The sequence below is a fragment of the Gemmatimonas groenlandica genome (genome assembly GCF_013004105.1).
GTDB classification, from domain to species: domain Bacteria; phylum Gemmatimonadota; class Gemmatimonadetes; order Gemmatimonadales; family Gemmatimonadaceae; genus Gemmatimonas; species Gemmatimonas groenlandica.
Map to the genome: position 1 here is coordinate 3,953,545 of NZ_CP053085.1, position 21,183 is coordinate 3,974,727.

Here is a 21,183-nt window from a genome sequence, read left to right on the forward strand (position 1 = left end):
TACTAATTCAGCCATGAAGATGAAGAGAGGGACATGAGCGCAGGCGTTACGCCGGTCGTATCGCGCAGTATGGTTGTGCTCGCTGCAGCCGTGGCGCTTGGTCACGTCTTCGTGAATGTGATCAGCCCGTTCGAATTCCATCGCGACGAGTTTCTGTACCTGGCGATGGGCGAGCATCTGCGGCTGTGGCGCATGGACTTTCCCCCGTTCATCGCCATCGTCGCGCGTGTATCGCGGGCGCTGTTCGGGGATTCGCTGACGGCAATTCGCCTGGCGCCGGCATTGGCGAGTGCGCTGATCGTGCTGCTGACGGGAGTGGCGTCGTCGGTGACGGTCGAGCTCGTGGCTGCGGCCGATAGCGGCCTCGAACGCGAACGAGCGCGCGCATTTTCGTGGGTGCCGTGGTTGGCGATGATCGCCGTGATCACGTCGCCGGTGTTCCTGCGTCCGGGCAATCTCTTTCAGCCGGTCGTGTTCGATCAGCTGTGGTGGACAGCGGCGTTGTTGGCGCTGCTCATGCGAGCGCATACGCGCGATATACGGTGGTGGATCGCCATCGGCGCGGCGCTGGGACTCGGCTTGCTCACCAAATTCAGCATCGCCTTCATCGGCGTGGGCATTGTGGCCGGGACCCTGTTCACGCCGACGCGGCGTGATCTGCTGACCCGATGGCCGTGGCTGGCGCTGCTGCTGGCGCTCGCCATCGGCAGTCCGTCGCTGGTGGGGCAGTGGCTCCTCGCATTTCCGATTCGCTGGCAGATGCGAGATCTGCAAGCGGAGCAACTGGGCGTGCGCTCACCACTGGCCTTCTTCGCCGAGCAGCCGGGACTCGTGGGACCGGCCATGCTGTTGGCGCTCGCGGGACTCGTCTGGTTGCTCTTGGCGCGCGCCGCCGCGCCGATGCGGGCGGTTGGTATCGCGGTCGTGACCAGTTGGCTCCTGCTATCATTGAATCACGGCAAGGCCTACTACGGTGCGCCCGTGTATCCGATGCTGTTTGCTGCCGGTGCACTGGCGATCGCGGTGGCGCTGCCGGAGTGGCGGGCCGGATCACATTCGATGTGGCGCAAGCGGATCGCATTCTCGATCGGTGCGATCATGCTGCTGCTCTGGCCAGTCGCGTTGCCGATTGCGCTGCCGATCTTGAGCCCCGAGCGAACGGCGCGATACATCGCGTGGCTCGGCGTGAGCGGGTCGACGACGACGAACTACGGCACGACGCTGGAACTCCCGCAGGACTTCGCCGATATGCTCGGCTGGCACTCCATGGTCGTCGCGCTGGCGAACGAGTGGCGCGCGATGCCCGAACAGGATCGCGCCGACGCCGTGGTGCTCGCTGGCAGTTATGGTCGTGCTGGAGCCATCGACTTCTACGGCCCGCGCTACGGGCTCCCGCGCGTCGTGAGTCCGGCTGGGAGTTACTGGTTCTTCGGCCCCGGCACCAAGCCAGGGCGTATCGTGCTCGCCTTGGGCCTGTCGAAGGCCGAGCTCGAGCCGTTCATGACGCAGTGTGATGAACGGCGCCTCATCGGAACACCGCTTGGTGTGGAGGAAGAACGAGCGGTTCCGATCACGCGCTGCATTGGACCAAAGTCCCCACTGCAAATGCTCTGGCCGGCACTCGATCCGTCCCACGAATGACTATCGTTCGAGATGACGAACACAACCGCTGACGACCGCCCTGCGAGTGAGCTCATAATCCGCACAGCGACGGTGACCGACGCCGAGGCATTGTCGGAATTCGCGGCGCGTGTCTTTCATGACACGTTTGCGCCAGACAATGACCCGATGGACTTGCAGGCGTATCTCAGCGATGCGTTCACGCCGGAGAAACAAGCAGCGGAGATTGCGGACGCCGCGTGCGTCTGTCTGGTCGCCGACATGGGTGGCGTGTTCGCGGGATACGCGCTGCTGCGCATCGGTGCGCGGGATCCGATCGCGTCGAGGTCCAACGTCGGCGCGCCGTCGGTGGAGCTGCAGCGCTTCTATGTCGGCCACGCGTGGCACGGCCAAGGCATCGCGCCGCGATTGATGGCGGCGTGCGTCGGCGCGGCGCGTACCGCCGGTGGTGCGACGCTGTGGCTGGGCGTGTGGGAGCGGAATGCGCGGGCGATCCGCTTCTACGCGAAACAGGGCTTCACCGACATCGGCTCACAAGAGTTCCGACTTGGCAGCGACCTGCAGACCGACCGCGTGATGTCGCGGTCGGTGGTGAACCTCGACGATGTGAGCGCTTAGCCGCGCTTGCGCTGAGGGACGGGGGCAGTCGGGACGTCCATCTCGGTGGTCAGGTGTCCCGCGCCGCGATGACACATCACGCAGGTCGTCTTCGGACGCGGATCGTCGAGCTCTTTCACCTTCGCGATGTACTTGGCGTCGATGTCGCGCTGCATCTTCACCATCTGCAGCGCGATGATCTTGTCCTTCCGCGCGTCGCTGGCGTAGTCCTTGTTGTCCATGTGACAGCCGGTGCAATTGACACCCAAACCGCGACCGAACTGTTCGTCCATCATGGTGACGAACTCCTTCGCGGGCATCGTCTTGTGCAGCTTCACGTTCTTGAAGACCGTGCCCGCCGGTTCGTTCTCGCGGCCCACCAGCGTCGCCATCAGCTCGGCCACCGCTTCACGGCGCAGCGTATCGAGCTTCATTGGCGTGGGTGGCACCCGACGAGGGCCCTGCGGACGAGGGGCAGCACCTTGCGCCGAGGCGATGGGGCGCGCTTCCTGAACCGCGCCTTCCTGCGCGCTACGGGCACACGCGACGGCCGACCCGAGCAGCGCTACCGACATCACGACCCACGAACGCATACGGCCTCCAAGGCTCCACGCGAAGTACAACCAACTGAGTTCCGTAAATGTACGTAGTGGTCTGACGTGCCGCTTCGCCGGTCGTGAACGCGGGCTATCGCTTTTTGGCGAGGATAGTTCCTCGGCACGTGATCGCTCCGCAGAAGCAGGGGAACCGCTTCTTGGCCGCCGGCGTGTGGCGCTCAGGCAGGATGTAGGCGTAGTCGTAGACCAACTCCTCGCCGACTTCGATGTCGTGGATCGCGTCGATCCAGATCCGGCCGTCGTCGAATACCGCGTCACAGTTCGGGGCGCACGAGTGATTCAGGAACCGCGCCTCGTTGCCGTTAACGGCGGCATCGACGACCACCTCGTCGTCGATCGCAAAGAGATAGGTGTGGTGACGCTCCCCGATCACGTCTGGGTAGCGCGCCTCCGCCGCTTCCGGCGTCAGCCGCTCGCCGGCGTACTCAACAATACGGGTGCCGGCGGCGATTGGGCGGGTCGCGTAGCCCCCGAAACCCTGAATCGGGGAGTGCCGGACCTCGAACGGAAGTGATGTATCGGTCATGATGACTGACAATCTCACCTATTTCGCACACCGAAACCACATCTCGGCGCCAGAATAGGATAGATTTCGGATCTCAAAGGAGACTTGACATATGAAACAGCCGGACGAGCGCGATGTCGCCGCACGGAACAGCGAGCGCGACGTCAGCGAAACCGGATTCGCGGCCCTCGGACTCGACCCCCGCATTGCCTCAGCGCTTGCTGCGCTAGGCTACGAAGAACCGACACCTGTTCAGCGTGCCGCTATTCCGCCACTGCTGGAAGGACGTGATGTATTGGCCCAGGCGGCCACCGGTACCGGCAAGACCGCGGCGTTCGCGCTGCCGTTGCTGAGCCGAGTGAATACGAGCGCGAAGGGCGCCGAGCGCACGTCCGCGCTCATCCTTGTGCCAACGCGCGAACTCGCCATGCAAGTGGCGGAAGCCGTCCACCGCTACGGCAAGCCGATGGGCGTGAGCGCGCTGGCCGTCTACGGCGGCTCCTCGATGGAGATGCAGGTCCGCGCCCTCAAGCGCGGCGTGGACGTCGTGATCGCGACGCCGGGACGTGCGCTCGATCATATCCGTCGTCACACGCTGCAAATGACGTCGCTCAAGACCGTCGTGCTGGACGAGGCCGACGAGATGCTCGACATGGGCTTCGCGGAAGATCTCGAGGCGATTCTCGAGGCCACGCCGAAGTCGCGTCAGACGGCGTTGTTTTCGGCCACGCTCCCGCCGCGCATCGCCAGCATCGCCAAGCGTCAGCTGCGCGATCCCGTGCTCGTCACGATCGATCGCGAGGTCGTACCCGACGGCGAAGCTGCCCGCGTGCGTCAGGTCGCCTACATCGTGCCGCGCGCCCACAAGATGACGGCCCTCGCGCGCGTGCTCGACATCGAGCAGCCCACGAGTGCGATCGTGTTCTGCCGTACGCGCACTGAAGTGGACGAGCTCAGTGAAACGCTGATGGCGCGTGGTCTGCGCGCCGACGCGCTGCACGGTGGATTGAGCCAGGATCAGCGCGATCGCGTGATGACGAAGTTCCGCACGAAGAAGACCGACTTGCTCATCGCGACAGATGTCGCGGCGCGTGGTCTCGACGTGAAGCACGTGTCGCACGTGGTGAACTTCGACGTGCCGGCCGACGCCGAGTCGTACGTGCACCGCATCGGCCGCACGGGTCGGGCCGGTCGCGAGGGTGTCGCGATCACGCTAGCCGAGCCGCGCGAACATCGGTTGCTGCGCAATATCGAACGCATGACGAGTCAGCGGATCGAGATCGCGCAGGTGCCGACGGTCGACGATCTTCGCGCGCATCGGTTGGAGTTGGTACGGACGACGCTGCGCGAGACGATCATGGAAGGCGGTCTCGACAAGTTCCGCGGCATCGTGGAGTCGTTGGCTGGTGAGTTCGACGTGATGGATATCGCCGCCGCCGCCGTGAAGCTGTTCGATTCGAACGACGAGACGGACGAGCCGGATATTCCGGCCGTGCAGCCGCGCACGGACGATCGCGGCTCGCGCGACAACAGCCGTGGCCGTGAGGGTGCGCGCGACAGCGCACGTGAAGGTGGCCGTCCGAGCCGCGGTGGCGAAGAGGAAGCACCTCGCGGCGCCAAGGCCGCCAAGCGTTCGAAGCCGGAATGGAGCGTAGCGCGGTTGTGGGTCGGTGCCGGTCGCAAGCTCAAGATGCGTCCGGGCGATCTCGTCGGCGCGATCGCGAACGAGGTCGGGATCGATGCTAGCGTGATCGGCGCGATTCAGATTGCCGACGGATACAGCACGGTCGAGGTTCCTGAGGAAATCGCCGAGGATATCATCACGGCGCTGCGGAACACGACGATCAAGGGCAAGAAGGTGTTGGTGCGTCGCGATCGGATGCGCTAGCGCACGTCGGCCGAAACTGCCAGAACACGGAGACCACGGATTTTTACGGAACCAACACAGATAGGCAACGAGCGCGTCTTGCTTATCTGTGGCCGTTTCGGTGCGATCCGTGGTCTCCGTGTTCTGGCCGTTGCTGTTTCATTTGTAGTTGCTGTTCGCCCGAGCAACCCACCTATTTCCCGATGCAGAACTCGAGGAATACCCGGTCCAACACATTCTCGGTTTCGACAATTCCGACGAGATCGGACAGGGACTCGCTCGCCGAGTAGCGATGCACTGCAGAAACGTAGTTGAGAGGCCGGCCAACGAGCGATCGATGGTCGGCCTCTCTTACGCTACAACTTCGGTGGCATCGATCCCGCTTCCGCGCGCGCGAGCTCGCGGTCGCGGCTGGTGTTCAGCAAGCGGTGCGCGGTGGTGCCGGTGATCAGTCGCACGCCGCGCTGATACGTGATGTACTGAAAAGCCCACTGTACGAACACGGTGATGCGATTGCGGAATCCGGCGAGATACAGGATGTGAATGAAGAGCCAGGCGAGCCACGCGATGTTGCCCTGCAGCTTCACGGCACCGATGGAGGCAACGGCGCGATGTCGGCCGATCGTGGCCAGGTCGCCCTTGTTGAAATACGCGAAGGCGGTGCGCGACGTGCCGCGCAGGTCGTGCAGAATGGCCTTCGCTGCGTGCGCGCCCATCTGATTGGCGGCGGGTGCCACGGCCGGCACCGGCGTGCCGGCATCGGTGAGCACGGAGGCGATATCCCCGATGGCGAAGACATGCGGGTCGTTCGGCAACGAGAGATCGGGGGACACCACCACGCGCCCAACGCGATCGAGTGGAGCCCCGAGCTGCTTGCCGAGTGGCGACGCCTGATTGCCGGCGCCCCAGAATACGGTGTGCGCGAAGATGCGTTCACCCGACGCTACGGTCACGCCGGCGTCGTCGACGCTGGTGACCGCCGTGTTGGTCCGCACATCCACTCCCAGTTCGCGCAGGTCGCGCTCGGCGCGTGCACTGAGCGCTTCGGGGAACTGTGGCAGCAGTCGCGGGCCCGCTTCCAGCAACACGACGCGGGCGGAAGCGGGATCGATGCGCCGGAAGTCGTGCTTCATGGCTTTGCGCGTGATCTCGGGGATCATGCCCGCCAGCTCCACGCCGGTCGGCCCACCACCCACGATCACGAATGTCAGCAGCGCTTCGCGCTGACCGGCAGCGCTGGAGCGTTCGGCCGCTTCGAAGCTGAGCAGAAAGCGTCGTCGCATTTCGAGCGCGTCTTCGATGCTCTTGAGGCCCGGCGCGTTGCCCTCCCACTCCGGATGGCCGAAGTAGGCGTGTCGGGCGCCGCTCGCCACGATGAGGTAATCCCATGCGACGATGCTGCTGCCGCCGTCGAGGGTCAGCGTGTGCTGCGGCACATCGATACGGTCCACCTCCGCCATGATCACTGTGGCGTTCGGCTGATCGCGCAGCATCCAGCGGATCGGCACGGTGATGTCGGCCGGGTTGAGGACCGCCATGGCCACCTGATACAGGAGTGGCTGGAACAGGTGGTGATTCGTCCGGTCGATGAGCGTGATGCGCACATCGGCCGTGGCCAGCGTGCGAGCGGCGGTGAGTCCTGCAAAACCGCCACCGACGATGACCACATGTGGTCGAGGGTCGGTGGCGTGCATGCTGGTCACGCGCGTACTGGTGTTCGGTTCAGCCTTCACAACAGGCCCGGTGGCGAGGAGTGGTCATTCTATTTCGTCCAGAACACGAGACTCCCACAACCACCCAGTCCGGGCTGGAACTGCGCGGGGACCTGACCGGCCATGTACACCTCGATGCCCGCGATATCGTTCGGCCGGATGAAACCGTCGAGATCTCCGGACGTGAGTCCGTTCATCCACTGGCCGTTGATGTAGATCGCGGGCTCGCACCGATCTTCGAACAGGCCACGCATCATGACCTTCTCCTCCGCGTCCATGGTGCGGTCGAGAAACAGCCCGGGAACGGAGCGGAAGATCTCCGAGGTGGCGAAGGGCTGCCGCACCGCGATGTCGCGGGGCGTCAGGAACCGGCCAACGCTCGAACGGCGGCGCTCCTGAAAGCCCACCAGATTCTGGTCGACGGTCCGCGTGGCGCTGATCTTCATCGTGTCGAGCACCGACTTGAAGGTCGCAAGAGCAACGCGCAGCGGCGCGATACTGTCGACGATGTCCACCGCGCGACGCTCGGGATAGAAGCCCACGGCGCGGACTTCCAGCATGCGCGTGCCTGGCGGCGCATCGGTGAATGCCCACTCGCCCCGGTCATTGCTGCGGGTCTGCGGCCCCTCGACGATGCTGATCTGCGCGCCGCTCAATGGCCGCCCGTCGGCGGTGGCGCGCACGATTCCACTGAGGCGACCGTCCCCGACGTGCACGCGGCGTGCGCTGTCGGCGCCGGCGGCCACGCGGGCAGGGCCGAGGTACAGCTCGCGTCGCTGAAAGCCGGCGGCAGGCACCAGCACCTCAACCATCGCTGTGCTGTCGGCACCCTGCGTGGCCATGAGCATCAGTAGACCTGGGCCTGGCACGTTGCAGAGGGAGAACCATCCGTTCTCACGGGTGGTGGTCGTTCTCCGCGGCATGCGTCGCGTCATGCCCCCCGTGCCGAAGGTGAGCTCGATCCACTCGGCAATCACCGTCACGCCCGCCGCCGGCGCACGTCCGAGTGCCGAATGCACCGACCCGATCAACACGCCACCGGCGCTCTGTCCGCTCGGCGCGCCGCAGATAGCGGTGCGCAGCCGCGCGGGCGACGGCACGGCCAGATCCGCGTGAACGGCGCTCGCCCCCGTCACGGCGACGGTACGGAGGATCGGCTCGAGTCCAAGTGAGTCGAGCATCGGATGAAAGAAGCCGAGCGTGTAGCGTCCGGCTGGCACGTCGTCGAAGCTGAACCGTCCCGTGGAGTCCGAGACGATCGTGCGCCCGAAGTTGGCGAGCGTGTCGTCGGCGACCAGCTGCACGACGGCCCCGCCCAGTGGTCGTACGGCGACGCTGTCGTGCACGATGCCGTACACCATGGCGCGTTGCGTGGCGACGGACGGCTGCGCCGAGGCGTGGCCAGCCGTGCAAGCGGCCAGCGTCGCAACTGTTACCAGTGTGCGCAGCGTTGGCGAGAGCGTAAACCATCCCATGATCGGCACTCGGTGGGAGCCATCGGGTACGGATGCGGGTGGAGACTTCCGTTGTTCGAGTGTAGCGCCAGTTTTCACGGCACGCCATATCCCCCCGTTTTCTTCTACTGAACCGCCGGTGCTGATTCCGTTTCCGCAGGGCTGGACTCACTATCTCGTGGGTGGTCTCACGATCGGCCTGGGTGTGAGCGTGTTGTTCGCACTGACCGGGCTGATTGGCGGGATGAGTTCCGTGTATTCGTCGACGTGGTCATTCGTTGTGCAGCGGCCGTTCTTTCAGCAGCCCCGCTTGGTGAACAGCCGAGCGTGGCGTCTGGCGTACGCGGCCGGGCTGATCGTCGGCGCGTTCGTGTGGTGGCTGATGTTCGGACACGGGGAGCGCGTGGCGGTGTCGGTGCCGGCCTGGCAGCTCGCGATCGGCGGTGTGCTGGTCGGGTACGGTGCACGGTTGTCGCGCGGCTGTACGTCGGGCCATGGCATCTGCGGACTGGCGTCGCTCAAGTTGCCGTCGCTGCTGGCGGTCCTGACGTTCATGGCGACGGCGTTCATCGCGGCGAATGTCATGGCGCGCCTTGGTGGGAGCTGACACGATGCTCAAGTCTGCGCTCGGCGCCGGTTCCCTCTTCGGATTCGGCCTCGCGTTCTCCACGATGATTCAACCGCGCGTCGTGCTCAGCTTCCTCCGCTTCGAGGATATGGGACTGATGCTGGTGCTGGGCGGTGCGGTGGTGGTCACGTTCCTCGCCTATCGCTTCGTACCACAGCTGTTGCGGCAGCCGCTGTTGGGCGGCACGTTCGGCGCGCACGAGTCGGTGCTGGATCGCTCGACGATCATCGGCGCGGCGATCTTTGGCATCGGTTGGGGCATCACCGGCGTGTGTCCGGGACCCGCGATCGCGGGGCTTGGTGCCGGCAGCTGGGAATTGGGGTATGCGATCGGTGGTATTGCGCTCGGCGCGCTCGTGCAGGGATTCACGGTACCGCGCGAATCGTAACTCGACACGGAGATCGAGAAATGCGCGCAAGAACGGTAATTGGATTGCTTCTCGCGGTCTGTACCGCGTCGTGCATCCCGCTGTGGGGCAGGACGGTGTACGCCTCGAAGTCCGTGATGGAGAAACAGGGAACGAACCTGCTCGTGGCCGGAGACCGTTCCACGTGCCAGGTGAGCGAGGCGGTGTTCAATCGCGTGGCGATCGGCGATCGGCATCGCTGCGTGTGGAATGAGAGTGATCCCAACGGCACACGGATCCGACCGGGAATGCCGCCGACGCCACGACGGCAGCCGGCGGCACTCCCCAGGCGCAACTAGATCTCCGTCAGGTATTTCAGCGAGCAATATCCTTCTTCACCGTTCGCTGAGCGGACGAGTGCCCACTCGCCGTTGTACTTGCTGAGCAACGTCACTTCGGAATGGTGCGCCGCCTTGCCGATGATCGGCTGATCGGTGCCTGGTCCTTTGCGGATGTTCAGGTTGGAACTCTCGGTCGTGACCTTGAGCCGCGTGGATGGTGCGGCGGGTGACACATCGAGGTTGAGCACGAGATCACCACTGCGGAAGTCGGGGTCGATCGAATCGTAGATCGCCCACAGCTTGTCTTTCGCTTCGCCCGTCGGCACGACGCCGTCGATGTAGAGCACGTTGTCCTGTGTGCGCACCGCGGTATTCGTTGCGCCGCTTGAATTCACGGCGGTGATCAGTGCGGCGTACTTGTCTTGAAGGGTGCTCATTTCTTCACCGTGGCCTTGTTGTCGATCTTCTTCGGGTTGAGCGCAGAGAGCGCTTGCATCGCCATGGGCAAATCGGCTTTCTTGATCTCACCGTTGAGGGTGATCACGCCGTCGCTGATCGTCGCGGTGAGCGTGGGGAAAGCCGCGAGTGCGGTCGCCACGCTGGTGCGGAGCGCGTCATCGGGCGAAATCACGACCGGTGGCGGCGCGATCGTCGAGCTGTCGGCGACTGACTTCACGCCCTTCACGGCCGCCACCTTTGCGGTGGTCGATGCGCGCGTTGCTTCGTCGGCAAACTCTCCGGAGATCGTCGCGACGCCGTTGGTCACCGCAACCGATACGCCGGATACGCCCGTGATGGCGGTGTCGACGGCGGCCTTGACGTCGGCGTCCTTGGGCGCGCACGCGGTGAGTGCCAAGGCGACAGAAAGCGTAACAGCGGAGATGAAGCCGCGTGTGCGCATGCGTGTGCGAATCATGGTTGACATGATATGCCGTACCTCTACTGAATTTGAAGAAAAGTCGTGGCGCATAGCCTGCCCACTCAACTGAACACGCACCAATCTTGCCGAAACGCAAGCATGCCCGACTGTGGGCTACGTGAGCACCTCGCGCGCGGGCCCCTGTTCGGCGATGCTGCCGTGCGACAGCACCACGACGCGATCGGCGAAGCTGCGGGCGAACTCGGCGTCGTGCGTCACGATCAGCAAGCCGCGTCCTTGAGCAGCCAGGGCGCGCAGCGACTCGCCCAAGGCGGCGCGACGGGCCGGATCGAGCGCCGACGTGGGCTCGTCCATCAGGAGCAGCTGCGGATCGGGGGCGAGCGCGCGGGCAATCGCCACGCGTTGAGCTTCGCCGCCAGAGAGTTGCCGCGGATACGCGTTCGCGCGCGCGGACACACCGAGCGACTCGAGCAGCCGAGTCGCGTTGCCCTCGGCTTCGGCGCGCGATTGTCCGAGCGCATGAATCGGCGCCAGCATGATGTTTTCGAGTGCGGTGAGGTGCTCGAACAGTGCGTGGCTCTGGAACACGACGCCCACGCGACGACGCAGCGCGCGGAGCCGCGACTCGGGCGGCAACGCACCCGGTTCGAGTGCCACGTCGCCGATCTCGACCGTGCCCGAGGAAAACGGTTGCAACGCCGCGACGACGCGCAGCACGGTGGTTTTTCCGGCACCAGAGACGCCCATGACCGCGCACACTTCTCCGGCGGCCACGTCGAGGTCGAGTCCACGCAGGATCACCTGCCTGCCGCGGGCCGCGTGCAGTGCGCGTACCCGCAACGCCATGTCGTGGCTCATGCTGGCGTCATGTCAGGGCCCACCGTTGCTCGAGTCGGCGCGCCATGCGGGACAACGGTAGCGACATGGACAGATACACGATGGCGCACAACGCGCCGGGAATTGCCCAGGTGCCGGCGTTGGTCGCGTAAATGGCGGTCTGCTTGGTGAGTTCGACGACGGTGATGACCGAGACCAGGGAGGAATCCTTGAGCAGCGCGACGAAATCGTTCGTCATGGGTGCTAGCGCGAGTCGAAGCGCCTGCGGTCCGCGCACCAGACGCAGAATCTGCAACTCGGAGAGACCAAGGGTGCGTGCCGCTTCGAGCTGCAACGTGGGGATGGCTTCGAGCGCCGCTCGATAGATCTCAGACTCGTAGGCCGCGTAGTTGAGGCCGAGGCCGATCACGGCGGCGGCAAACGCGGGGAGTCGCACGACGTCCGATAGGCCGTAGTACAACACGAAGAGCTGCAGCAGCACGGGTGTGCCACGGATGATCTCCACGTACGCCGTGAGCACGATGCGCAGCGGTCGGGCACCGTAGACGCGTCCAGCGGCGAGCCCGATGCCGATCGCGACGGCCAGTGCCATGGCGAGTACGGACAACAACAGCGTGATCACCGCCGCGCGCAGGAGCCCGGGGAGATAGGTCGCGATCGAGGCGGCGGCGCCACGCTCGACGGCGGCGGCGTCGCTGCGTGGCAGGGAGTCGCGCAGCACCTGCTGTTGATACGCGGCTTGGCTCGCATCCCAGACGTCCCACGACCGGAACACACGCTCGAGCGCACCGTCGCGCAGGCGCGCCCGCAGGGTCGTGTTCACCGAGTCGCGAAGCGCGCTGTCGCCGGCGGCCAGCACGGCGACGTAGTGGCCGCGTGCCAACGCCTCCGGTTGAATCACGAAGCCGCCGATGCGCCGCAGTGAGCGTTCAGCCAGCACGTGGTCAAGCAAGACGGCATCGACACGCCCGCTGACCAGATCGCTGTACGGATGCACGTCGTCATCGTACGACACCGGCACCACGCCGTGCGCACTCTTGGCGGCGAGCACCATGTCCCATGCCATCGTGGAACCGAGTGTGGCCACTCGACGACCGCGCAGGTCGGCGAGTGTGTGCACGCGCGCGCTGTCTGCCGCGCGCACGGCGAGCACTTCGCGGAACTCGTAGTACGGCAACGACACGGCGAAGCGTTCGTGCAGCGCGGGACGATCTTCGAGACCGGACATCCCGATCGTGAAGTCGCCGCGGGCCACCGACTGTTCGATCGACGCCCACGCGACCTGTACGAACTGTGGTTCCCGCCCAAGGCCCTGCGCGATCATCGTCGCGATCTCGACATCGAAGCCGCGCAGACGCGTGGGGTCAGCCGCATCGGCCTCCACAAACGGCGCCCCTCCTTCGGCATCGCCACCCCAGAGAAGCCTAGGTCTGGTCTCTGGCTTGGCGTCCGGCGGCCTCGTGCATGCCCAGGTCCCGACGAGCAGTGCGGCCAGCGACAGCAACCGCGTGGCGAATTGGATCATGGGCCGAGCTGTGGGGAAAGTGTGCGGGCAACCACAAACTATCGCGTGCGACCGCCCGCAGTCGAGTAGTTTTCATTGTGACTCAGATTCCGACGACACGACCGGTGAGCCTTGATGTGCAGATCACCGTCCTCCATCCCGACAAATCGCTCGCCACTGGCGTGCCGCTTCGCGTCATCCTTGGCACCGCCGCGGACTGGCAATCGCCATCGGCCGGTGAGGAGCTGGTGACCGGGGAGGACGGCACCGTCCACCTCACGCAGCCGGTGGTGCTCGCTTCATTGCGGCGTCAGGTCGCCACGAATTTCATCGCGCGTCTGACGGCCTCGCGTGAGACCACGCGACAGGTGCAGGTGGGTGTGGTCATGGAGTACGCGGGCCGCTCCTGGCTGTCAGCGATCACGGTGGACCGTCGCATCAGCGGGGGTAGCCTGCGACTCGATCCGATGCGCGTGTACGGTCGCGCCTCCGACGGGCGTTTCACCGATGACGTGCCGTTGACCGACGGCTCATGGCACAAGCGCCTCCCCAGCGGTAAGATCGCGTCGCTGCCGGGCTTTGTGGTCACGCAGGCGGCACTCGATCCGGAGTCGCCGGCCGCCGACAACGCGGCGTGGCGACTGCGGATGACGATCCAGCAGTGGGAGCCGCACGTTGCGGCCACGCCGGTCGGCGCGCTCACGTAGCCACGTCGTCGTCTGCGTGCGCACGCTGCGTCACGGCATTCACTGGATCGTTCGCTTGCCAAGTATCTGGCGGCGGACAATACTCCGTGACTTGCCGGGCGCTACCAACGCGCGCTGGCTGATCTCCCCCGCTCGCCGAGCAGACCGTGGCCCTCAAGGAATACCCCGACCATCATGATGCGGAGCTGGTGCTCAAGCTGTACGAGCTCCGACGCGAAGATGTGATGCGTGACTCGCGCACCCAGCTGATCGCCAAGTTTCTCCCCACGAGCTTTGAGGACGTCATCGCGGTAACGAAGGGCGATCATCCGCTGAACGCGGCGTTTCGTCAGTGCACGTCGTTCTGGGAGATGACGTACGCGATGGCGCGTCACGGTGTGATGCACGCGGACTTCATGATGGAGAGCAACGGCGAAGGGCTGTTGATCTTCTCGCGTATCGAGCCGTGGCTCGCGGAGTATCGTGCGGCGATGAACCCGATCGCCTTTCGCAACGCCGAGTGGGTGGCGAAGGAAACCGAGATGGGTCGCTTGATCGCCGAGCGATTCCGCAAGCGGATGCAGGCGCACCTCGACGCAGCAAAGGCGGCGACGGCCTAATGCGGCTGGCGGTCGCGCTCCTCGGGCTCACGCTGCTGGTTGGTGGGTGTACTGATCCCACCGGCCCAGAGGAGCAGCGGCTGACGGTGGCCCAGCGACGGTGGGAAAGCACGCGCCCAGCGTCGAACAGCTATACGATGCAGCAGCGAGTCCTGTGCTTTTGCGTCACTGGCTCCACAACGTTTCAGGTCACTGTCACTTCAGGATCGATCACGCGCGCGGTCAATCTTTCGTCTGGCGAATCGCTGTCGGTGACGCTGTTGACGATCTTTCGTACGGTCGACCAGCTGTTCACGCAGGCGCGCGAGGGGCTGTCGCGCGAGGGGGTCGTGCAGTCGATGGCGTTCGATGCCACGCTGGGTTATCCGACCACGCTGAGTCTGGATCCCGTCCGCGGCGCGATCGACGATGAGGTTACCTACATCACTTCGAACGTCGCGCCACTCGCGCCGTGACCGCGCGAGCGATGGTGCTCGCCGGCGTGCCACTGCTGATGGCGACGCCTCCGTCGTCGAAGGTTGAGCCGCGAGGGCGTGCTGCCGTGCTCTGGATGCACGGGTTTCGTGCCGATGCGCTGGCCCACGCAGCGGAACTGGAGCGCTGTGCGGATCTCGGTTTCATCGCGGTCGGCGCCGATGCGGTCGACCACGGGGCCCGCGCCAGTGCGCATTTGGCCGAGCGGCTGCGGCGCTCGACCGACGGCGCGCTGCCGGTCATGCTCGATGTGATGGAAGCGACGGTACGCGAACTGCCGGCGTTGATCGACGCGCTGGTGGTCGAGTGCGGCGTTGATCGTGACCGGGTCTCCCTCGTGGGGATCTCGATGGGCGCGTTCCTCGCCTATCGCGCGGTCACCGCTGGCGTGCCGCTGCGTGCGGTGGTGGCGCTGCTCGGTTCGCCGGAGTGGCCCCGCGACACCAGCGCGCATTTGGCGCTCTCCGCTTTCGGCGACGTCGCGTTGCTCAGTATCACCGCTGAATACGACGCGAGTGTGCCACCGCACGGCGTGTTTCGTTTACACGACGCGCTGTCTGCGCAGCTACCGCACGCCGTCGCGCAGCACCATCACACGCTGCAGGGCGCCGGGCATCTGACCACGGCGCGCCAATGGGCCGAGGCGATGCAGACAACGTTGGCGTGGCTGGTGCGACACGGCGGGTAGCGCGTCGTGAACGAGCTGCAACTGGTGGTCGTGGGAGAGCGGCAAACGGCTCCACCGCGAATTGACGCGAATATCCACGAATTGGCTCGCGTGTCGACGAGGGGCGCCAGCGGAGACGGATATTGTGTTGTTGCTGTCCATTCGCGGTCATTGGTGTAGATCCGCGGTAGGCAGTTTGTTTTGGGGAGCAACGAACAGCTTCACCGCGAATTGGCACGAATCACCACGGATTGATTGGCTCGCGTGTCGACGAGGGGCGTTGCCAGCACATACCCTCATTGTGTTGTTGCAGTTCATTCGCGGTCATTGGTGTAGATCCGCGGTAGGTAGTTTGTTTTGGGGAGCAACGAACAGCTTCACCGCGAATTGGCACGAATGGCGGCGGATCAAATCAGCGCGCCTCTGATGGATGGGCCCTCGGCGTGACTTCTCGCGACATCCGCTCGTATGCAGGTATCCGGCTCTCGCCCCCTTTCTCCAGTCCGAATCCTCATGAGCGACATCATGTCGCACAAGCAGTGGATGAGTCTCACCCACGGCGGCTACACATCCGTTCGCAGCAGCCAGCTGAAAGCCGTCGATACCGCACTCGCGAAGTATGACGGCAAGCCGACGGATGCGAACAAGGCGGCCGTCACGGCGGCGCTGCTCAAGTGGATTCAGTCGAAGGGGGCAGCTTGGAAGTCGAGTGAGCGGAACAAGAAGCAGGGTGTGGAGATCCTGCACCATCAGCTGATGGGCACGGGCGGCGTGAAGTTGAGTGGCGCCGAGATGGTGGGTTTGTCACACGTGCGTGATGAGTCCAGAGCCATCGTGCATGACCTCTTCGCCGGCAAGCAGCTGCAGTGGCGATCGGAGTTCAAGGCGAAGCTTGGCCAGCAGAAGATCGGCGTCACGCTGGGGGTCGGTGGTGCGCTCTATGGGGCGAACACCCTCAGCAACGGTGCAATCCGCAACGCGCCGTCCACGATCAAGACCGCGGTGTTGGGATCTTCAGGGGGCCCGTCGATGGCGGAGGAGATCTACCGCACGGTGGTCCCGCCGGAGATCCTGGCGGACGTGACGTTTGAAGTCACGAAGCTCATGCCGACGTTCATGAAAGACCTCGCGGCGTCGGTCACGCCGTGGGTGGGACTGATTACAACCGGCGGCGGCGTGGTGCTGAGTGGCGTGAAGGCGCTGCGCGGACAGTGGAGGGCGCAATGGGCGGAGTACCACATCGAGGGCAGTCTGGCGCGAGCCGAGCCGTCGGTGGCGCTCCGGCAGATTCACCTCATTCTGGAGCGGGAGCGCAATCTCGAAGTGACCGGTATGGGCATCGGGCTTGCGGAGTTCGGCGGTAAGCTGGCCGGCGTGCTAGCGGACGGCGGCACCGCCACGAACGTCGCCATCGGACTCGCGGCGAGCGTGACCAAGCTGCTGAACATCGTACGCATCATCGTACGCGATGTGCTGGAGCGGAACGCGGCCAATGCGAAAATGAAAGGACAGGTCGACGTGTCGGTGTTCGAAGCGTGCCCGATCGTGGGTGCCTATCTGCTTTGCTGCGCGCCTACGAGTGTGATCGTCAATTCCATCTTCGACAACCAGTTCGGTGCGAAGGGCTGGCAAAGTCAGGTGGAGAACGCCGTGACCCGTCACTTGGTGCCGCTCAAGGTGCAGGCGCAGCGCCTGGTCACGGAGCATCGCTTCTGGATTCCCGAGCTCTACCGTCACCACGGCGTGCTCGAGGTGAACAGCAAGAAGCTCAAAGAAATGATGGAGCGGAAAGGAAAGACGGGCATGGTCGGATTCGGCTCCGACAACATGCCCGCCTCGCTGCGCAGCTAACTCGGAGCGCTGGCCGGCGCACTACGCCAGAAAGCGTCGAGCCAATTGTTCGAGCCGGTCGTCGCCCTGCTGCTCGGCTTCCACGCGCAGCTCTTCGACGTACGGCTTGAGCAGCGGTTCACCCCAGTAGTAGCCGGTGGCGCGCTCGGCCAACTGCGTTTCGTTCACCCGCGCGGCTTCCAGCAGCGCCCGCGCGCAGGCGCGATCGTAGCCTGCGTCCGTGCGCTCAGGCAGGTGGTAATTGCGGCGGGGCATTTCGCCTTCCGCATCATCTCGTAGAAACGCCCGCGACATACCCGCCTCATCCGCTCATCGTGATTCCGCACGGGCCCGTCCCGCGCGTGGTGAAAGATAACGGGTCGTCGTGAGGGATATGCCCCGGAGGCGGAGTCTACCGCTTGCGCCGTAGGTCGGTCACCATGATCAGGTGGTCCGCGGTGCGCGCGGATGTCTCCTGTGTCAGGCCGAGTGACGTGGCGTACGCGGACGTGAGATCGACACTCGACAACGCAAAGCCACCCGTGCGCTCGAACGCCGCGTCGGAGAACAGCGTGAGATCGAGACGCCCGGGGAGAAACTGACCAACTTTCGGGTCGGTCCACGTCACTAGCGTGCGTTCGCCGAGCCGCCATGAGTCGCTTATCGCAAGGTCCGACCCGTCGACATCGAGCCCCCGCTGCAACGTCTGAATCGATTCGAACGATCCGATGGCGTTGAAGTCGCCGGCAATCACCAACGCGGCGCGCGGTGCACGCGAGGCGAGTTCGCGCTGCAGATGAGCGCGAATGGCACGACTCTGCAGCACACGCAGCTGGTCTTGTGGACTGCGAAAGAATCCGCCGCTCTGTAAGTCGAGCGGCACGAACAGCGTCTCAATGCCATCGACGGTGATCCACGCGCCGGTACTCGAGAGCTGCGCCGTCGCTTCGATATCGAACAGATGCTGCGCGGCAGGCGGCGCCGTCGTGCGCACGCTGTCGAGCACACCGGTGGGGTACTCCACCCGCACCATCGACTCGGCCTGACGGATATCGCGATCACGCGTGGCGACCACGGTATGCTGTCGGCCGCCACTACGCGAATACACGAAACGCCAGCGCCCGAGCGCGGCCAACTCCGGACGCGCGAAGAACTCGCTCAACGTGGAGTCCGACGTTTCGGCATACGCCTCGTCGAGCATGATTACATCGGGCTGTACGGCGGCCAACAGTTTGGCGTGATTCGCCGGCGAGCGGAACGATCCTTCGGACACGTTCCACTGTACGACGCGTACGGCGCCAGCGGACTTGCGCGGAATCTGCGACACAAGGTTGGCGTTCGTGCGTGGGGCGGCTGCCGAGGAGAACTGATAGCGGGTCGCTGGAAGCGCGGTCACCGCGCCTGTCGATGCCTCGAACACCAGTCGCGCACGCACCGCCTTCCCGAGACGTGCGAAGCCGTCGGGCGCGCCGTCGCGAGAAATGCGCAGCTCGAAGCGTGTCGCACTCCACGTGGGGAGTGCGGCCACACCCAGGTCATAGGCACTGCGGTACTCGCCGAGGGTGGTGCTGGAAACCGTGCGCAGTGCCGCGCCGGCCCCGATACCGTTACCCTGTGGCTTGTCGGTGCGCGAGAAATCGAGCGAGACGTCGACGCCAGCCATTCCCGTTGCGGCGTCGAACACCGTGCCGCCGGTTTGCGCGTTGTCGTCGGCGTCGATGAGCAGATGCAGCGTGCCCGGCATCGTAGAGTGGCTCACGCTGTCACGCACTGCAAACGACAGGTACCACCATTGCGCGTCGTCGGTGGCCCACGCGCTCTGCAACGGTCCCTTCGCATTCGAGGCGTTCACCGCTTGCGACCAAACCGGAACGCCGGCCCAGTCGTCGAGGTGGCCGTCCAACCAGATAGCCGAACGGGGAGCGGACACGGTGGTGCCCGTCGCGATCGGTCGACCGGATGCGGCGCGACACGCCGCGAAGGCAACGAGCATACCGACCCCGAGCAGGCGTCGGCCGGGGTACGACAGGAATGAGCGCATACGGGAAATTATCCACTGGTCACGATGGCCGGCGCGGGGGCGCTCACCCAAATTCACGGGATGGCCCGACCGAGACAGTCCCCACCACCAATCAAGTCGTTCCGCGAACGGCTTGGCGCGCTCCGGCATGTCGGGCCGCTGTTCCTGCTGGTGTGGGGCACCAGCGCGCCGCTCACGATCGCCACCATCGGCATCCGGCTCATCCGCTCGCTGCTGCCGGTAAGTACGCTGTATGTAGGCAAGCTGATCATCGACGAAGTGATCCGCACGGCAGCGCTGCCGGGGCATCCGGACACGTGGAGCGCCTGGGTGGCCAGCGGACTGCTGGATCGCACGATGCAGCTCATCCTGCTCGAGTTCGCGCTGGCGATCGGCGCTGATGCGCTCTCGCGCGGCGGATCGCTTGTGGATCGCATTCTCGGCATCAAGTTCTCGATCAGTACCACGATCCGCCTCATGGAGCATTCGGCTACGCTCGATCTCGAACAGTTCGAGGACAGCGAGGTGCAGGACCGTCTGGAGCGGGCGCGCACGCAGACGTTTCAGGGACTCGGTGTGATGGGGCAGGTGTTCGGTCAGGTACAGACGCTGATCACCATCATCAGCTTCGCGGCCGGGCTCGTGGTGTACGCGCCGTGGCTGATCGTGCTGCTGCTGGTCGCGTTGGTGCCGGCGTTTGTGGGCGAGGCGCACTTCAATGCGCTCGAGTACGCGCTGCAATGGTCGCGCACGCAGCAGCGTCGGCTGCTGGAGTATCTGCGACAGACCGGTGCGAGCGTGGAAACGGCCAAGGAAGTGAAGATTTTCGGGCTCAACCGATTTCTGATCGACCGCTTCCGCGACATCTCGCTCGATACGTACCGGGCTAATCGCGCCCTCGCGATCAAGCGCGAAGGCACGATGGGACTGCTCACCGCGATCGGTACCGCCGGTTACTACACGGCGTACGGGTACATCGCGTGGCGCACGCTCACCGGCCAGTTCAGCATCGGCGATCTCACCTTCCTGGCCGGTTCGTTCCGTCGGCTCGGTGATTTGCTGGCGAGCTTGCTGGTGGGATTCTCGAGCACGGCCAGTCAGGCGCTGTATCTCGACGATCTCTTCTCGTTCTTCACGATCACGTCGCGCATTCACTCACCGGAGCATCCACGCGATGTGCCGAGGCCGATCGCCATCGGCTTCGAGTTTCAGGACGTCGGCTTTCAGTATCCCGGCACCGAGCGATGGGCCGTGCGCCATTTGTCGTTCACGCTGCACGCCGGTGAAACGTTGGCGTTGGTGGGTGAGAACGGTGCCGGTAAGACCACGATCGTGAAGCTGTTGGCGCGCCTGTACGAGCCCACCGAAGGACGCATTCTGCTGGACGGACACGACCTGCGGGAGTACGACCTCGATGCGCTGCGCGCGAACGTGGGCGTGATCTTCCAGGACTTCGTACGCTACAGTCTCACGGCCGGTGAGAATATCGCCGTCGGTCGGATCGATGAACGCGAGGACAAAGCACGCATCGTGCAGTCGGCCGAGCAGAGCCTGGCGGCGGAGATGATCGCGCGGCTGCCGGCCACGTATGATCAGCCCATCGGCAAGCGATTCTCCACCGGCGTGGAATTGTCAGGCGGCGAGTGGCAGAAGCTGGCGATCGCCCGCGCGTACATGCGCGACGCCCAGTTGCTCGTGCTCGACGAACCCACCGCCGCGCTCGACGCGCGCGCGGAGTTCGAGGTGTTCCAGCGCTTCAAGGCGTTGAGCGCGGGGCGCACGAGCATGCTGATTTCGCATCGCTTCTCGAGCGTGCGTATGGCCGATCGCATTCTCGTGCTGAACGAAGGCACAGTGGATTCGATGGGCACGCACGAAGAGCTGCTGGCGCGGAAGGGGCGATATGCGGAGCTGTTCGAGCTGCAGGCGCAGGGGTACCGGTAGGGTTGCAGCGTGCCTTGTAACTCACGACCCGGAA

At 64.9% G+C, this 21,183-nt stretch carries 21 protein-coding genes; 11 read left to right on the top strand and 10 right to left on the bottom strand.

Annotation, left to right across the window (positions count from 1 at the left end; genetic code table 11):
• Positions 1-33 precede the first annotated feature (33 nt).
• Both HKW67_RS16835 and HKW67_RS16840 read left to right on the top strand, forming a co-directional pair.
• A complete protein-coding gene (locus HKW67_RS16835; RefSeq protein WP_171226495.1) occupies positions 34-1,641 on the top strand; it encodes an ArnT family glycosyltransferase in 1,608 nt (535 codons plus the stop codon).
• Between the two features lie 12 nt (positions 1,642-1,653).
• Positions 1,654-2,238 carry a GNAT family N-acetyltransferase gene (locus HKW67_RS16840; RefSeq protein WP_171226496.1) on the top strand — a complete coding sequence of 195 codons (585 nt, stop codon included), beginning with the start codon at positions 1,654-1,656 and terminating at the stop codon, positions 2,236-2,238.
• On the opposite strand, the gene HKW67_RS16845 is transcribed toward HKW67_RS16840, so the two are convergent.
• Positions 2,235-2,810: a c-type cytochrome gene (locus tag HKW67_RS16845; protein WP_171226497.1), complete on the bottom strand. Its 576-nt coding sequence runs from the start codon at positions 2,808-2,810 to the stop codon at positions 2,235-2,237. The two genes, HKW67_RS16840 and HKW67_RS16845, sit on opposite strands and share 4 nt — an antisense overlap.
• Positions 2,811-2,904: 94 nt before the next feature.
• The gene (locus tag HKW67_RS16850) at positions 2,905-3,360 is read right to left on the bottom strand and encodes an SET domain-containing protein (protein WP_171226498.1); all 456 of its coding nucleotides are present in this window, start codon (positions 3,358-3,360) and stop codon (positions 2,905-2,907) included.
• A 91-nt stretch (positions 3,361-3,451) separates the two neighbouring features.
• On the opposite strand from HKW67_RS16850, the gene HKW67_RS16855 reads away from it, so the two are divergent.
• Entirely contained in the window at positions 3,452-5,227 is a 1,776-nt protein-coding gene (locus tag HKW67_RS16855) for a DEAD/DEAH box helicase (protein WP_171226499.1), read from the top strand.
• A gap of 335 nt (positions 5,228-5,562) precedes the next feature.
• Here HKW67_RS16855 and HKW67_RS16860 read toward each other — a convergent pair whose 3' ends face one another.
• Positions 5,563-6,939, bottom strand: coding sequence for an NAD(P)/FAD-dependent oxidoreductase (locus HKW67_RS16860; protein WP_230981044.1), 1,377 nt, complete (start codon positions 6,937-6,939; stop codon positions 5,563-5,565).
• Positions 6,940-6,968: 29 nt separating this feature from the next.
• Positions 6,969-8,393 (bottom strand): MSCRAMM family protein, encoded by a 1,425-nt coding sequence (locus HKW67_RS16865; RefSeq protein WP_171226500.1) that lies wholly within the window; start codon positions 8,391-8,393, stop codon positions 6,969-6,971.
• 118 nt (positions 8,394-8,511) lie between these two features.
• Here HKW67_RS16865 and HKW67_RS16870 point away from each other — a divergent pair, with 118 nt between their 5' ends.
• Together HKW67_RS16870 and HKW67_RS16875 are read left to right on the top strand one after the other, a co-directional pair.
• On the top strand, positions 8,512-8,979 hold the full coding sequence (locus HKW67_RS16870) for a YeeE/YedE family protein (protein ID WP_206044465.1): 468 nt from the start codon (positions 8,512-8,514) through the stop codon (positions 8,977-8,979).
• Positions 8,980-8,983: 4 nt separating this feature from the next.
• The gene (locus HKW67_RS16875; protein ID WP_171226502.1) at positions 8,984-9,388 is read left to right on the top strand and encodes a DUF6691 family protein; all 405 of its coding nucleotides are present in this window, start codon (positions 8,984-8,986) and stop codon (positions 9,386-9,388) included.
• A gap of 313 nt (positions 9,389-9,701) precedes the next feature.
• Here HKW67_RS16875 and HKW67_RS16880 read toward each other — a convergent pair whose 3' ends face one another.
• From HKW67_RS16880 to HKW67_RS16895, 4 genes are all read right to left on the bottom strand, one after another.
• Positions 9,702-10,124, bottom strand: coding sequence for an SH3 domain-containing protein (locus tag HKW67_RS16880; protein WP_171226503.1), 423 nt, complete (start codon positions 10,122-10,124; stop codon positions 9,702-9,704).
• A complete protein-coding gene (locus HKW67_RS16885; protein ID WP_171226504.1) occupies positions 10,121-10,603 on the bottom strand; it encodes a BON domain-containing protein in 483 nt (160 codons plus the stop codon). The genes HKW67_RS16880 and HKW67_RS16885 overlap by 4 nt, the downstream gene beginning before the upstream one ends.
• Before the next feature lie 117 nt (positions 10,604-10,720).
• Positions 10,721-11,425 (bottom strand): amino acid ABC transporter ATP-binding protein, encoded by a 705-nt coding sequence (locus HKW67_RS16890; protein WP_171226505.1) that lies wholly within the window; start codon positions 11,423-11,425, stop codon positions 10,721-10,723.
• A gap of 7 nt (positions 11,426-11,432) precedes the next feature.
• Complete coding sequence (locus HKW67_RS16895; protein WP_171226506.1) at positions 11,433-12,929, bottom strand: ABC transporter substrate-binding protein/permease; 1,497 nt, start codon at positions 12,927-12,929, stop codon at positions 11,433-11,435.
• 77 nt (positions 12,930-13,006) lie between these two features.
• Between HKW67_RS16895 and HKW67_RS16900 the strand changes: the two genes are divergently transcribed.
• From HKW67_RS16900 to HKW67_RS16920, 5 genes are all read left to right on the top strand, one after another.
• Complete coding sequence (locus HKW67_RS16900; RefSeq protein WP_171226507.1) at positions 13,007-13,615, top strand: hypothetical protein; 609 nt, start codon at positions 13,007-13,009, stop codon at positions 13,613-13,615.
• A 146-nt stretch (positions 13,616-13,761) separates the two neighbouring features.
• The gene (locus tag HKW67_RS16905) at positions 13,762-14,214 is read left to right on the top strand and encodes a DUF4760 domain-containing protein (RefSeq protein WP_171226508.1); all 453 of its coding nucleotides are present in this window, start codon (positions 13,762-13,764) and stop codon (positions 14,212-14,214) included.
• Positions 14,214-14,669: a DUF6174 domain-containing protein gene (locus tag HKW67_RS16910; protein WP_171226509.1), complete on the top strand. Its 456-nt coding sequence runs from the start codon at positions 14,214-14,216 to the stop codon at positions 14,667-14,669. The genes HKW67_RS16905 and HKW67_RS16910 overlap by 1 nt, the downstream gene beginning before the upstream one ends.
• On the top strand, positions 14,666-15,376 hold the full coding sequence (locus HKW67_RS16915) for a dienelactone hydrolase family protein (RefSeq protein WP_171226510.1): 711 nt from the start codon (positions 14,666-14,668) through the stop codon (positions 15,374-15,376). Before HKW67_RS16910 ends, HKW67_RS16915 begins: the two co-directional genes overlap by 4 nt.
• A gap of 492 nt (positions 15,377-15,868) precedes the next feature.
• Positions 15,869-17,206 carry a hypothetical protein gene (locus tag HKW67_RS16920; protein ID WP_171226511.1) on the top strand — a complete coding sequence of 446 codons (1,338 nt, stop codon included), beginning with the start codon at positions 15,869-15,871 and terminating at the stop codon, positions 17,204-17,206.
• Positions 17,207-17,227: 21 nt separating this feature from the next.
• Here the strand turns inward: HKW67_RS16920 and HKW67_RS16925 are convergent, their stop codons facing one another.
• Positions 17,228-17,461: a hypothetical protein gene (locus tag HKW67_RS16925; protein ID WP_171226512.1), complete on the bottom strand. Its 234-nt coding sequence runs from the start codon at positions 17,459-17,461 to the stop codon at positions 17,228-17,230.
• Positions 17,462-17,597: 136 nt separating this feature from the next.
• On the bottom strand, positions 17,598-19,226 hold the full coding sequence (locus HKW67_RS16930) for an endonuclease/exonuclease/phosphatase family protein (RefSeq protein ID WP_171226513.1): 1,629 nt from the start codon (positions 19,224-19,226) through the stop codon (positions 17,598-17,600).
• A 60-nt stretch (positions 19,227-19,286) separates the two neighbouring features.
• On the opposite strand from HKW67_RS16930, the gene HKW67_RS16935 reads away from it, so the two are divergent.
• Positions 19,287-21,149, top strand: coding sequence for an ABC transporter ATP-binding protein (locus HKW67_RS16935; RefSeq protein WP_171226514.1), 1,863 nt, complete (start codon positions 19,287-19,289; stop codon positions 21,147-21,149).
• Positions 21,150-21,183: the final 34 nt, after the last annotated feature.

Excerpts from the sequence above, each read along its gene's own strand:
- HKW67_RS16880 (WP_171226503.1), bottom strand. The coding sequence starts at position 10,124 with ATGAGCACCCTTCAAGACAAGTACGCCGCACTGATCACCGCCGTGAAT.
- HKW67_RS16910 (WP_171226509.1), top strand. The coding sequence starts at position 14,214 with ATGCGGCTGGCGGTCGCGCTCCTCGGGCTCACGCTGCTGGTTGGTGGG.
- HKW67_RS16935 (WP_171226514.1), top strand. The coding sequence starts at position 19,287 with ATGGCCCGACCGAGACAGTCCCCACCACCAATCAAGTCGTTCCGCGAA.
- HKW67_RS16845 (WP_171226497.1), bottom strand. The coding sequence starts at position 2,810 with ATGCGTTCGTGGGTCGTGATGTCGGTAGCGCTGCTCGGGTCGGCCGTC.
- HKW67_RS16920 (WP_171226511.1), top strand. The coding sequence starts at position 15,869 with ATGAGCGACATCATGTCGCACAAGCAGTGGATGAGTCTCACCCACGGC.
- HKW67_RS16865 (WP_171226500.1), bottom strand. The coding sequence starts at position 8,393 with ATGGGATGGTTTACGCTCTCGCCAACGCTGCGCACACTGGTAACAGTT.
- HKW67_RS16850 (WP_171226498.1), bottom strand. The coding sequence starts at position 3,360 with ATGACCGATACATCACTTCCGTTCGAGGTCCGGCACTCCCCGATTCAG.
- HKW67_RS16835 (WP_171226495.1), top strand. The coding sequence starts at position 34 with ATGAGCGCAGGCGTTACGCCGGTCGTATCGCGCAGTATGGTTGTGCTC.
- HKW67_RS16885 (WP_171226504.1), bottom strand. The coding sequence starts at position 10,603 with ATGATTCGCACACGCATGCGCACACGCGGCTTCATCTCCGCTGTTACG.
- HKW67_RS16890 (WP_171226505.1), bottom strand. The coding sequence starts at position 11,425 with ATGAGCCACGACATGGCGTTGCGGGTACGCGCACTGCACGCGGCCCGC.
- HKW67_RS16840 (WP_171226496.1), top strand. The coding sequence starts at position 1,654 with ATGACGAACACAACCGCTGACGACCGCCCTGCGAGTGAGCTCATAATC.
- HKW67_RS16895 (WP_171226506.1), bottom strand. The coding sequence starts at position 12,929 with ATGATCCAATTCGCCACGCGGTTGCTGTCGCTGGCCGCACTGCTCGTC.
- HKW67_RS16930 (WP_171226513.1), bottom strand. The coding sequence starts at position 19,226 with ATGCGCTCATTCCTGTCGTACCCCGGCCGACGCCTGCTCGGGGTCGGT.
- HKW67_RS16875 (WP_171226502.1), top strand. The coding sequence starts at position 8,984 with ATGCTCAAGTCTGCGCTCGGCGCCGGTTCCCTCTTCGGATTCGGCCTC.
- HKW67_RS16925 (WP_171226512.1), bottom strand. The coding sequence starts at position 17,461 with ATGCCCCGCCGCAATTACCACCTGCCTGAGCGCACGGACGCAGGCTAC.
- HKW67_RS16855 (WP_171226499.1), top strand. The coding sequence starts at position 3,452 with ATGAAACAGCCGGACGAGCGCGATGTCGCCGCACGGAACAGCGAGCGC.